Genomic DNA, 12,116 nt, shown 5'->3' with positions numbered 1-12,116 from the left:
CAGTCTGACTATCCCCGGCGGTTTCGTGACGTCCGGTTTGGGTGTTTCAGCCTCATACCAGCCATTCGGGTTCCGGTTGCTCGGATCACGTCTTCGCGGATTCCCAGTGTTTGGTAGGACTCGAGTGCAGTTCCATGCTTCCGCTGCGTTTATGGAGAAGTGTCCGAAGCCGCCGCCGCCAATGGTGTCGGCGCCGGCCAACCTCCCGAATCGGGACTCCCAAGGGGTAGGGTATGCCCTAGCCGACGAAGGAGTCACGATGAGCTACAAATATCGAACTGTTCGGATTCGTGGTACCGAGCTGGTTGGAACAATTGCCAGGAAGCACGGGAGTTCGGCTGAAATCTACGAAACGTCCAAAGACCTGAGCACATCAGTAGTTCCGGTGTTCTTCGAGGCAACGGGCGAGATCCGTTTCTTCGACAGGTCAGTGTTGGAGGACGTTGTGGCACCAGCTAATTAAGCCGTCTGGGCATACCGGGGCAGTCCCTGGCGGGTGGACCCCTTCTAGGGCAAACGGGGGTGTGGACAATGATGCTCCTATTGGTGTCAATGGTCCTGAGCGCCCCCGTGCCGCGAAGGTTACCGGGGCCGGCCACTCCGGCCTCAAGGGTCTGCGATCGCTGCGCGACGGCCTGCGGCCGCCCTTGACCCGGGAGCCTCTGCCGCCCCCCGGTCGGGTATGCATAGGCCTGGGCGCGACCGAACAGACGGTCGCCCCCCGTGGTGGGTGGCCGCTGGGCCGAAGCTTGGGGTCTACCCGCGGGGCGTAGCTTGAGTTGTAGGGGATTGCCTGTCGAGCCAGGTTTCGTAGCGGTGGTGGGAAGTCTTCGCCGAGATGAAGGCCCTCGGGTATGCGGCCGTGTCCAGCCCAGTTACGCCAACGTCCGGCCCTAACGCAGGGGGCCTGCTGGTCTACCTACTCGATCCGGACGGCAACCCTTGGAAGGATGCCTCCTGCGCCCAGAAGTGCCCGCAGGTCCTGGCGGACACTGTCCACGCCGCTTCGAACTTCACCGGCTCCGCGTCAGTGCCAAAGGCCGGGATGAAGGCCATGCGGGGGGGAGTTCGCCGATGGCGCGGTCGATGACTACCTCCTTCAGCTCTGGCTGGCACCTTGGAAGCCCGATGCCATACTCCGGACCGGGACTCCAGGTACTGGCACCAGTCGGTCGGCAACCATCGTCGAGTGTGCGATCCGATGTCTTGGATCGTGGGCACCAAGGTTCACCGGTGCGTCGCCGAACGTATTGCTACCGGGCGACCTCAGGACGAAGGCTAGACCGGGGAACCGGAGTAGCTAGTCCGGGGCCATGCGGGCCCTGATGTTCAGGCCGACTTTCTGAGGTTCCCCCGGGCCGGGGCCGGCGACAGAGAGCCAGTAGTTGAATTCGCCGTCCTTTCCCGCCGGATGCAGATGGTGCTGTTCCCGATGACGTTGGACTGTCGCTTGCACGGTCCGTCGGCAGTCATCTCGACACCAACCCCGAGACTACTGCCGCGACGTCGTTATCGGTGAGCTCTTTTCCGGTCTCCCAGCGGCGCGAAAGACTCGGGCACGGGTTGGTGCTGATGCAGATGAACCGTTCGGGCCGGACAATCTCATCGGTCAGCTTCCAGTCGGCCGGGATGGCGAACCGGCCGGCGCGGGACAGCATGTCAGCGGTTACCTTGTCCTCGGCGGAGCGGACCACGAAGTGCACCGTGACCCCCAGCGCCAGGACCACGGCGAAGACCAAGCAGATCCTGCGCTTTACTGGATCCCCCAATCCGTCCCTATTCCGGTCAGCCTAACCCGCGACTGCGCCTGCTCCCAGGACACGCCCGCCGTCGTCCACCAGACTGTCGGTGCCCGGGAGCACCATGGTCCTATGACGGCTCCAACTGTTGAGGCGGCAATCCACGAACTGATGGATCTGGCCTGGAATGTTGTCTACGACCTGCTCGAGCAGCGGGACTGCTCGGTGACGGATTGTTCGTCGATGAGTACACCGGGATCCGTTCCTGGGTCGAAGACCTGACTCGCTACACCGTGGTCCACTCCAGGGATGTGGCGATTCTGTTCGTTGACACCCGGCCCGTGGACGCCATTGCCTTCCATCATGACCTGCTGGGTACCGATGATCCGAAGGCCTATTTCAGGCTCCCATGGGCTTAGTGCCGGTATGCCGTATTCTTGCTTGCCCATGCAATGAGTCGGCGCCACAGGCGGGATCGCCTATCGCATCAGCTGGTCACTTGCCGGACCTGAACACGATGGAGTCGAAGACGGCGCGTGCCTCTCTCGTCAGCTCCGGGTTGATCGATTCGTGGAGTTGGCTCACCGCGATCACAGCGCGCTGGCCGTTCAAGTCGACCACCCGGTAGGTTTCGCGTTCAGCCACGCTTGAGTACCAGCGTGAGCATTCGTATGAGGATCCTGAGTGGATGCATAACTTGCCGCCGTCGCAGGCTGTGATGTCCGCGTCGCCCTCGACGGAGTGGTCGAACTCGAAGCCGGAGTAATTGCCCACCATGACCTCGACGGCAGGGGTGCTTGCCGTTGACGTCTGCGACGCCATCGCATCGACGAAGGCCTTAGGCGACGGTTCGACCTCGGCGAGCTTGCCCACCCACGTGCATGCGTCCGTCGCCACATAGTCGGCGGGCCAAAAAGTGAGGTAAACGGCCCATTCATCCGGGTGATCCGGGTCGTCCTTGATCACGCTGTCGCCGTCGAAGGACTTCCAGCCGTCTGGGACGGTGATCTCGAAAGGCTCCGTGTAGCCGGGGACGAGGACGAGGTATGTGCCGGCGTCGATGTCGCCATTCTTCGGCAGAGGTGGGACCGTGCCAGTGTCGCCGCCGTTCGGCAGCGGTGGGGGCGTGCGAACCTCCGTAGTCGGAGTACTGGCGGACGGGAGGGAGACGTCGTCGGACTCATACTGGCACCCGCCGAGACATCCAATCAGTGCGATAGCCACCAGGGGCAGGAGATGGCGCGGCCGCTGAGCGGCCAGTTCGAGGGGTGTCATGGAACTCATCGATCCACCAAGCCGCTACAGGGGTGCTGTGAGGCCCTGCAGCCGGGTGGCCCCCGCGGGCGGTCCGGGATGGGATGCCGTCGCCTCAAGTCTCCTCCGGCACAGAACCCGTGACAATGAAGAGTTGTACGGAGATCAGTTTCGACTCAAGCAATCCCCGAAATGACAGGAACGCGCTGAGGCAGTGTTGAGGAAACGCCAAATATTGGGCAGCTTTTCGCTGCGCGGGTCTAAGTAGCCCGAGACGTCTAGGCGCGGAAGCAAACAGAATCTCACCTGTGGCCGAAAACCCAGGGTGTGCTCCATAAAGCTGAGGACCTGGTGGTGTTCTCATCGTAAGCTTTTCCATAATCCCGTTGATTCCCCTCACCTGGTGTTGCCGGGCTTTTCTCCGGTTAGTGGTTGTGGGTGTCGTTCTGGTAGGGGACCACGCGCTGGGTTGAGGGGCCGAAGTGCAACTTGGGAAACCTGTGTCGGGAGCGAAAACTTCGTTTCGAAGCCATTCCCCTCCGGTCTGGCAAGTTTTCGATCTTGGGGTCGGCGCGGTAGCGCCCTGGTTGCGCGGAGGACCCGCCCAGCGATCGTGGGGGCATATCAGAATGACAAGCAGTTCGTACTTCTGCTCATTCATCTGGGTGCGGAGAACAGGCAGCATGACTTCTACGGTGGTTTGATTGGTTGGTGCTTCGTCTCAGACGCCTCGTGGTTCTAATCGTGTTTGCAGTTTGTGTCACAACCGCTTCATTGTCCTGGGCCCTTGGGCAAGCTGGCGTTGAAGCGCGGCGTGCCTTTTCTCCACCGCCGCGAGCGGAGGCTGAGCTTGAGATGCTGCCTGGCGGCATGACCACCGCCGTGAATGTCACCAGAAACCCGGATGCTGACTGGGTTGTCCGGGCTGCTGGGCAGACCGGGATCCCTGAACGCGCGCTGCGGGCGTATGTTGCCGCGGCCGCGACCGTGAATGTTGCTGCTCCGACGTGCGGGATCGGTTGGAACACTGTGGCGGCCGTTGGTTTCGTCGAAACAGCACACGGGACGTACGGCGGCGGCAGCCTGACCGCCGCGGGGGAGGTGAGCCGACCGGTTGTGGGCCCGGTTCTCGACGGTGCCGGTTTCGCCGCTATCGCTGACACAGATGCGGGTGCCCTGGACGGGGATTCCCGTTGGGACCGTGCTGTGGGACCGATGCAGTTCATTCCTTCCACGTGGCAGCTCGTCGGGCGGGACGGGAACGGGGATGGCACGGCGGATCCATTCAATATCGATGATGCCGCCCTCAGTGCGGCGACGTATCTGTGTTCCGGCGGCCGTGACCTCACCACTACGGACGGGTGGACCGAGGCGATCTACGCCTACAACCAGTCCGACGCCTACATCCGTCAAGTACGTCACCAAGCGACTGAATACGCCTCGAAGACTGGCACCAGGGGATGAGCAGGAGTGTGGAGAGCCCATCCCCTCCTTCGTATGAAGAAAACGTCGGACGTGCCTATATGGCGTCCTGGCGGGACCCGAAGAGTCGCGAGCAGCAGGGCCTAACAGTTGCCTCCGAAACTGAGGCTGAAACTCTCAAACGGCTGCTGGACGCGAATGGTCAGTCCTACGAGATCGCCCAGCATGCGATCCTGTCAAACGAGACCCGCGTTCCCACAGTTGCCGAGGTCGTCCAGGAACACATCGATCTTTTGACCCGTCCGTCCAGTGGAACCACCAGGACGTATCAGGTAATGCTGGACCTGCACATCCGGAACATCATTGGTCGACAAAATCGACTACCGGCTCCTCAATCACTGGGCCAAATCGATGATGGCCTAGGAAAAGGCGCCCAAGACTATCCCCAGCGTTCACGGCAGCCATGAATACCGCGGAGATGCTCGGCTATATCGCGCGGAACCCTTGCCATGAGGTGCAGCTTCCGGGCCACTGTGGCGGACGGTGATCTGCTGCCTTGTCCAGTGTCCTAGCGGACGATCTTGAAGTTGAAGGCAGGTGTGCCGAGTGCGCCCCAAAGGCGGAGCCAGACGGGGAGGAGCATTTCGGTGCCCCGCGCTGTCGTGATGTCGCCGAGGTCGATGACATCCTGGTGGCCGAACTCCTTTAGCAGTTCCGTGACGGTTTGCTTGGCGGCAGAATCATTCCCGGAGACAAAGACCGTGCTGGCTTCGGGAAGGCTACCCGGACGGGCCATGAGATCGGCGTTGAGGGTGTTGAGCGACTTCACGACTCGGGCGGCGGGGAAAGCGCGCTGGATCTGCTCGCCGAGTGAATCAGTGTCCTTGACGAACAGGGTCGGCGGCATGCCCTGGCTGAAGTCGAGGGGGTTGGCGATGTCCAGAATGACCTTGCCGTCGAGGTGTTCCACCCCGGCCTGGGCCAGGACGTCCAGGGAGGCGGCGCCATTCGTGGCATTGACAATGAGTTCAGCCCCTGCTGCGGCGTCCGCGAAGCCGGCCAGGGCGACGCCGGGGTTCTCCGCTGCCCAGTCGGCGAAAGGTGCGTTGCCCATGGCGTCGGCGTCCGTGCGAGCAAGTGTGGCCTCACGATCGCGGGTGCCGATAGTGACACCGTGTCCGAGTTCGACCAGCCGTGCGGCGATAATGCGGCCTACGGTGCCGGTTCCGAGAATGGCGGTCTTCATGGGCTGTCTCCCGTTGTCGATGACTGGATCCGATGTGACGGATCGTTCTCCCACAGTTTGTGACGGATCGATCCGTCTGTCAAACTTGAAGCAGCAAGGCCTCTGGTGAGAGTTCAAATAGGAGTGGGATTTCCGTGGCACGCAAGACCGGCGAAGAGAACCGGCGCAACGTTCTCGAAGTGGCGACCCGCCTGTTCTACCAGCGCGGCATCCGGGCCGTCGGGATGGACACGGTGGTCAAGGAATGCGGCGTCGGCAACGCCACCATTTACCGCCAGTTTCCCACCAAGGACGCTCTCGCCACCGCCTACGTGCAGAGCCGCGCGGAAGCCTGGTTCGAACGGATGCGGCAGGCTGCCGAGGAATTCCCGGACCCCCGCGACAAGCTCGTAGCCGTCTTTGAGGTACTCGCCGGTGACACAGCCGGAGCCTCCTATCGCGGGTGCCCGATGCTGAACACGAACACCGAGTTCCCGGAGGGGGAGCACCCGGCGCATTTGGTGGCCGTGGAGCACAAGCAGAAGGTACGGGACTGGTTCCATTCCCTCGCCGCCGAGGCCGACGCCAACGACTCCGACCAGCTCGCGGATGAACTTCTTCTTATCCTCAACGGCGCCTATGCCACAGGCTCCGTACTCGACGGCGCTGCCTACGGGACACGCGCCCTGGGCCTGGCCCGACGCATCGTCCACGATGCCTGTCCCCGCCCCTAAATCCCGGACTGCTGCTCTGCTGGCCACCCCGGTCGACGCTGGCCGTCTCCAGCAAATCGGCACGGATTTCGTAGCTTTGAACCTGATTGTGAAAGAACACAACCCTTCATGAACCCCGCATCGCACCCTCGTCGTCGTTGCCCGCCCTGATCTGGAAAATTCGCGGATCACCGCACAGCTCACCGCAGCCACCACGGAAATGGATCACGTCACCGTCTGTGTTCTCTCCGCTGCCTATCCGGCGACTGCGTGAAGTGAAATCAGAATGATCCAGGACGAAAGTATGGTCCGGAGCCTAGCGGAAAGTGCCGCAGAGGGTTCCGCTAACGGGCACGAACGGTGCGGTGATCCATGGGCGTGTGACTCGCAGCGAAGTGGAAATCCCTCGATCAGGCATGTGGGGCGGGTTCCGCGCCGTGGAACCGGGCCGCTAGGGTCGGGGGTCATGAGGCGCATGCCCCGGCCGGGATGCTAGCAGCGCGGAGCCATTTCAAAGCCTCCTGCTCGTCTGTGAAATACCTGCTCGGGCACTTTGGCAGGGGCAGTCCGCGCCGCCCGTGGGCGATGACCCGGTCCACTGACGTGCTGCCGAGGATTGCAAAGGCTGTGACGGTTACGGCTTCACTGAAGACACGGACGGCATCGCGGCTGACATGCTCAACGCCCGTGACCTGCAGTAAGACCGCGCAGCCCGCGCCTCCGGTCAGGGTCAGGAAGCGCTCCCGCACGGAGGTTCCGTCCGCGGCAGTAATCTGACTTCCGGGACGCAACGTAATCCGGAGAATCCGTTCGCTTTCAACGGTGAGGGTGAAGTTCGTCGAGCCGGGCTCTGAGGCTGCGGGTCCGTCCCCGGAGCTTTCGTCTGCCAGAGAACGCTGTTCGCCTTCGGCATGGACCGGTGTGGTCATCGAATCCCCCCGGATGCGGTTCAACGGCGTCCCCGCCGGCGCAGTGAGCCCGGTTTTACCCCAGAGCTTTGCAGGCCAGAGTACCTCGGGGCGGGCCCAGGGTCCATGAAAGACCGGATACTGGTCCGAAGCGCGATCTGGGACCTTGCTCACGGCGACGTCGTGCTGCTCATCGGCTCGCTCTTGGCAATCTGCCCTATGACGATGAGGGTACTAGGCAAACGTGAGAAGAACTTGTCTATGAACGATACTCCGTGACGCTAGAGTTCGCTCCATGATCGTTTGGCTCAACGGGACCCACGGGGCGGGAAAGACGACGACAAGCGCGCTCTTGCAGCCAATGCTGCCCGACGCGCGCGCCCTCGACGCTGAGAAGGTCGGCGAGGTGCTCATGGACATTACACCAGGGCTCCCCGCGACAGATAACTTCCAACACTGGGAGCCATGGCGGCCGCTCGTTGTCGAAACTGCGCGGCGCGTGCTTGAGTTCACTGGAGGCACACTAGTGATGCCGATGACAGTTCTGGTTGAGAGCTACTGGCGGGAGATCAGCGACGGTCTTACTAAGCACGGCATACCGATCCGGCATTTCGTGCTCCATGCCGACCAAGCGACTCTGCGCGAACGCATGCAGAACGACAAAGTTCTCGGCCCCTCAACGTTTCGCTTCGCGTATCTGGAACCATACGCTGACGCAGCCCGCACCTGGCTGCACAATGAAGCAGAGGTCATCGACACCACCGACATCACACCGGGACAAGCCGCACAGCAGATCGCAGCGTCGGTGCTTGGCCGCTGAGACAGCCAAACGTCCGGGATTGTAGAGTCCGCTGAAGTGTCCTTCAGATGGGTCTCCAATAGTTCCTTCACGTCTGATGCCGGCCTTCCGGTGAGTGCCGCCCACAGCTGCGCGGCACTCACAGGGCTCTATATTTAGCTTTATTGAGTCACGGCCGTACATTTCCGGCGACCGTGGCCCAAGTATTGACATACTTGCTGCCGGAGCCGGGGCTACTTCACATCGAATTCCGGGCCAGTATATTCGGTCCTTACGGTAATCTCGTCAGCAGCGATTTTCGTAGCGAGATCATTTATTTTTGCCCTTACCTCCTGTGGAATGTCCTCGCTAAGCGTCAGCCTGACTGCGTCAGGGTTTTCAAGGCCTATGTGGTGGCTGGAGCCTGCCTGGAACGTACCGCCCACCAAGTCTTTTACTGCAGCGAATGCTGCTGCCCCGGAATCAGCAACGGCAGAACCGGCAAATACCTTTGCGTCATCTTGGGTGAAGTCCCGGACGTTTCCAAACTGTCGGGCTCTTCCTGTCTCCTGAATAGCCTGGGTTACTCCTGGGCGCCCAGCGTTGAGCATCGTGAAGATGTAGTCAGCGCCTTCCTCTATCTCCGCGACGGCTATCTTTCGTGAGAGCTCAATATCATCCTGGTCCCCCGAAAAGTTTGATAGGACGGTCGCTTGAGGGTTTGTGTGAGCTACTCCGTCGACGAACGCCGCCCTACCTTTGAGTCCAGGAATTGGCCGGATGCCCGACATGTGGCCGACGACGTTGGTTTCCGTCAGGAGTCCAGCGGCTGCCCCTGCCAACCACGCAGACTCTTCTTGGAGGACCTCGTAACTTGATAGATTCGGACCGGTGACGTTTGCCTGGGTGACGACAAACATGGTTTCCGGGAAACGTTGTGCTACTGTCTTCGCGGCTTCGGCGTTCTGGCCGCCGTGTGCGATGACCATGTCCACGCCTGAGCTGGCGAGCTCGTCTAGCGCGCTCTCCAAAGCAGCTTTTTCCGGCTCAACGCCTTCCTTGTAGCTGATTTCAACTCCCAACTGATCGTGGGCGCGCTGAAGTCCGTTGAACCCTGATTCCATGAAGCCGCCATCAGACGCTGACCCTGCAAGCAACATGGCGACCTCCAACTTTGAGGCCGAGGACGATGCTGCGTTCTCGCCGGTCTTCGGGGCCACACTCTGGGCACTGCAACCAGTCAAGGCAATCCCAATAACGGCAAGTACTGCTAACTCTCGCTTCATCTTTCTCCTTTGATAGATCTTCTGCATCCAGACGGTCGGTCAACAAAAAAGAGCTGGCATCAATTGATGCCAGCTCATTACGACCCTGCCTGCTGCTCTCAGGTCACGTGACTCGCGCCACGTTGTTTCAGAAGGATACAGCGACTCATTCAAGGGGTGACGGGTTTATCAGTGTTTATCGAATGTGACCGTGAGCATCCTGCTCCACATATCTCCACCCCTTTATGTTGCGCCTGAGGCTCTCTGGCGCTACTGCAGAAGAACGTTGTGGACCGTCGGCGGTGGCAAAATAGGCAGGACGTGCGGCTGGCCATCACGACCTGGATCTAAAGGACTTACCACCGCCGCCGACGGCAAATACGGCTGGGAAAACTAACCCCATCAAATATGAACCAATCAACCCGCCCGCGCTCACAGCGGCCTAAGATTCCGGCTCAACTAAAACCGGGCAGTCCCTTGTCGTGCACGTACGATTAATTCGAAATTGAAATGCACCTATGCCAGCAATTGGTTCAAGACTGCGGTCATTTCCCAATGGGAGCGCTGAGTGAGAGCAAGGTTTGTGCAGCAAACGGCCGGATAGTCATCGACGCCAAACGGGCAAGTTTCATTCCGCTCAATTCACGACCCGCCCGGCTTTCCGTCGGCACGCGGCCAGCCTGAGGCTTAGCCTGAATCCACCGGTCTGATTCCGTTAACGCTTCGGATCCCGCCAGAGAGCGGACCACCTGCAGATAGATTCGGCAGGCATGGTTCGCGCGCGGGTCTTTGTGGACAGCCTGGCCACGGCCAAGGCCTAATCGGGCGCGTGATCATCCCTGTGACCGAGGGCGTCATGGGCGTTGAGGACATCGAAGCCGAACACGGCACCCACGTGGGAGCTGACTTCGCGCCCGGTTCACGGCTTAGGGAACGCGAGCTGTCACAGGCTCTGGACGTTTCCCGCGTGCCCTTCCGCGAAGCCCTTCAGCAGCTTGAAACAGAAGGCTTCACTCAGACCTCCCCGCGGCGTGGAGCCACCGTCAAGCAGACCACCCTGCGGGACGTTAAAGAACTATTCGACGTCCGGCTCAGCCTCGAAGTCGTCGCCGCGCGCCTCGCGGCCCAGGCCGCGGCACGGGGCGAGTCGTCGTCGCGTCTGCAGCAGATGATGGGCAAGGCAGAAGAAGTAACCCTGCACCATGACCATGCGCAGATGCCACTCAAAAACACCGCCCTGCATGCAAAATCGTTTCGATGGGGGGGGGGCAACTCCCTGCTGGAGTACTCAATGAAGCCTCTGTTGGGCAGGACGCAGTGGCTTTTCACCCTGACCGGGCACCGCAACCCGCAGGTTCAGTGTGCGGAGCACCTAAGCCTGTGCCAGCCATCTGTAACGGCAAAGCGGACCTAGCGGCAGCCCTGGGCTTTGCCCACGTGGAGCTGGGCCTCGCTCCATCGCTCCAAGGTCTGGCTGGATGTCTTCCAGAGGTCTGACCAATCACCGAAAGAGCGAGCGTTCGGGGTTTCCTGATTGGCTTACGAGGACGTCCTCACGTCGATTCAGCCCTAGACCTGACTGGCGGCGCCGAACGCGGGTTCTTAGCCTAGTGCGCCGAGAGGAAAGGGGACATCGTTGATGAAGTGGCAGTCGTTACTTGTAGGGCTGTCCAGCTGGCACAACACCTTTAACCGGGCCTGACTCACCACTGCCGGGAGTCGCCATCGAAGCCCAGCGCCAGGAATGGCCGGCATGCTGATCGACGCAATTGAGGACAGATCACTGAGCCGCCTGGATTTGCTCCCGCGCCTGAACGTGTGGGATTCCCCGCTGCTACATAAGCAGGCGTTCCCGCGTTAGGCCGTAGGGAACCTCGTCGCTGAGTACCACAGTGCACAAGTTCGGCTTATGACGGGTGACCATAATGCCTTTGGTGCCGTCGACGACGGCGCGGGCTATGGCGATGCGTTCGGCTTCGGCGATTTGATGGTCCATAGCCGCTTTGTTCTCCGCAGTGATGGTCATGATCAATTCAAACGCTGCCATTTGCTGTCCTTCTTTGTCGGTGCCGGTGTACGGATGCCGGCCATCTGGCCCGTGCTTTTCCGCGTCCCACGGGAAGTCGCTGTTTTGGGGGAATCTCTGATGCCGCCAGAGACGTCTCCCCGGATGGCACGTTGCGGCGCCATGCACGACCCGCTGCATCTACGTTGTTACCAACGCGTGGAGTCCAAAACCCTCGACTACACTTTGGTATACCAAGTCTACAGGAGGGCCCGATGTCGCACCAAGCGGAAGATGTATCAGTGGGCTGCCGTCGGGTGATGATGTTCCGGAATTGGTGGCTGCTTGTCGCCATCACGCTCGTCGCCTTCAACCTTCGTCCAGCAATCACATCTGTGGCAGCAGTTTTAGAAGAACTCAGATCTGTACTGGGCTTGGACCCGCGGGCAATTCCCCTTCTCGTGGCGCTTCCGGTACTGGCTTTCGGACTTTCTGCCCCTTGTGGACCGTGGCTCGCTCGCCGTGTCGGCCCTGGACGCGCCATTGCAGTCGCAATGGTTGTTCTCGCTGCCGCTTTGAGCGGGCGTGTTCTAGGTCCCGTTGTCATGCTCCCCGGCACCTTTCTGGCCGGCGTTGCCATCATGGCGGCGAGCGTCCTGGTGCCCCAGGTACTAAGGGCAAACCGCGGCACAGCATGGTCAACCGGACTGTGGACCATGGGTATCGGTCTCGGTGCGGCGTTGGGGGCAGGACTGACACAGCCTTTGCAGTACCTGTTTGGAGGCAGCGTGACGTGGGCCCTTGCCG

Annotated in this window: 12 protein-coding genes and 2 pseudogenes; 8 read left to right on the top strand and 6 right to left on the bottom strand. The window is 61.0% G+C overall.

What is annotated here, in order from left to right:
- The first annotated feature begins 259 nt into the window (after positions 1-259).
- On the top strand, positions 260-463 hold the full coding sequence (locus GK109_RS00065; RefSeq protein ID WP_157238219.1) for a hypothetical protein: 204 nt from the start codon (positions 260-262) through the stop codon (positions 461-463).
- A gap of 1,006 nt (positions 464-1,469) precedes the next feature.
- Here the strand turns inward: GK109_RS00065 and GK109_RS00060 are convergent.
- Positions 1,470-1,739, bottom strand: a complete 270-nt coding sequence (locus GK109_RS00060) for a hypothetical protein (RefSeq protein WP_157238218.1) — start codon at positions 1,737-1,739, stop codon at positions 1,470-1,472.
- Between the two features lie 132 nt (positions 1,740-1,871).
- On the opposite strand from GK109_RS00060, the gene GK109_RS21980 reads away from it, so the two are divergent.
- Positions 1,872-2,021 (top strand): hypothetical protein, encoded by a 150-nt coding sequence (locus GK109_RS21980; RefSeq protein ID WP_231754767.1) that lies wholly within the window; start codon positions 1,872-1,874, stop codon positions 2,019-2,021.
- A gap of 213 nt (positions 2,022-2,234) precedes the next feature.
- Here the strand turns inward: GK109_RS21980 and GK109_RS00050 are convergent, their stop codons facing one another.
- Entirely contained in the window at positions 2,235-3,014 is a 780-nt protein-coding gene (locus tag GK109_RS00050) for a hypothetical protein (protein ID WP_370460288.1), read from the bottom strand.
- 849 nt (positions 3,015-3,863) lie between these two features.
- Here GK109_RS00050 and GK109_RS00045 point away from each other — a divergent pair.
- Positions 3,864-4,457, top strand: coding sequence for a lytic transglycosylase domain-containing protein (locus GK109_RS00045; RefSeq protein WP_370460287.1), 594 nt, complete (start codon positions 3,864-3,866; stop codon positions 4,455-4,457).
- Positions 4,458-4,983: 526 nt separating this feature from the next.
- Here GK109_RS00045 and GK109_RS00040 read toward each other — a convergent pair.
- The gene (locus GK109_RS00040; RefSeq protein WP_157238215.1) at positions 4,984-5,661 is read right to left on the bottom strand and encodes an NADPH-dependent F420 reductase; all 678 of its coding nucleotides are present in this window, start codon (positions 5,659-5,661) and stop codon (positions 4,984-4,986) included.
- Between the two features lie 134 nt (positions 5,662-5,795).
- Between GK109_RS00040 and GK109_RS00035 the strand changes: the two genes are divergently transcribed.
- On the top strand, positions 5,796-6,374 hold the full coding sequence (locus GK109_RS00035) for a TetR family transcriptional regulator (RefSeq protein WP_321216094.1): 579 nt from the start codon (positions 5,796-5,798) through the stop codon (positions 6,372-6,374).
- 443 nt (positions 6,375-6,817) lie between these two features.
- Here GK109_RS00035 and GK109_RS00030 read toward each other — a convergent pair whose 3' ends face one another.
- Positions 6,818-7,282, bottom strand: a complete 465-nt coding sequence (locus tag GK109_RS00030) for a hypothetical protein (protein WP_157238214.1) — start codon at positions 7,280-7,282, stop codon at positions 6,818-6,820.
- Between the two features lie 274 nt (positions 7,283-7,556).
- Here GK109_RS00030 and GK109_RS00025 point away from each other — a divergent pair, with 274 nt between their 5' ends.
- Entirely contained in the window at positions 7,557-8,081 is a 525-nt protein-coding gene (locus GK109_RS00025; RefSeq protein ID WP_157238213.1) for an AAA family ATPase, read from the top strand.
- Positions 8,082-8,293: 212 nt separating this feature from the next.
- Here the strand turns inward: GK109_RS00025 and GK109_RS00020 are convergent, their stop codons facing one another.
- A complete protein-coding gene (locus tag GK109_RS00020; protein WP_157238212.1) occupies positions 8,294-9,352 on the bottom strand; it encodes a BMP family protein in 1,059 nt (352 codons plus the stop codon).
- 219 nt (positions 9,353-9,571) lie between these two features.
- Here GK109_RS00020 and GK109_RS00015 point away from each other — a divergent pair.
- Together GK109_RS00015 and GK109_RS00010 are read left to right on the top strand one after the other, a co-directional pair.
- Positions 9,572-9,750: pseudogene (locus tag GK109_RS00015) on the top strand (IS3 family transposase); the annotation flags it as partial.
- Between the two features lie 383 nt (positions 9,751-10,133).
- A complete protein-coding gene (locus tag GK109_RS00010) occupies positions 10,134-10,718 on the top strand; it encodes a GntR family transcriptional regulator (protein ID WP_157238211.1) in 585 nt (194 codons plus the stop codon).
- Between the two features lie 420 nt (positions 10,719-11,138).
- Here the strand turns inward: GK109_RS00010 and GK109_RS00005 are convergent, their stop codons facing one another.
- The gene (locus GK109_RS00005) at positions 11,139-11,351 is read right to left on the bottom strand and encodes a hypothetical protein (protein ID WP_157238210.1); all 213 of its coding nucleotides are present in this window, start codon (positions 11,349-11,351) and stop codon (positions 11,139-11,141) included.
- A gap of 563 nt (positions 11,352-11,914) precedes the next feature.
- On the opposite strand from GK109_RS00005, the pseudogene GK109_RS21975 reads away from it, so the two are divergent.
- A pseudogene (locus GK109_RS21975) lies at positions 11,915-12,116 on the top strand (MFS transporter); the annotation flags it as partial.

Origin of the sequence: Pseudarthrobacter sp. GA104 (assembly GCF_009741265.1) — a bacterium.
GTDB lineage: Bacteria > Actinomycetota > Actinomycetes > Actinomycetales > Micrococcaceae > Arthrobacter.
Note: the sequence above shows the minus strand (reverse complement) of the source record. Positions and strands in the feature narration are given on the sequence as shown.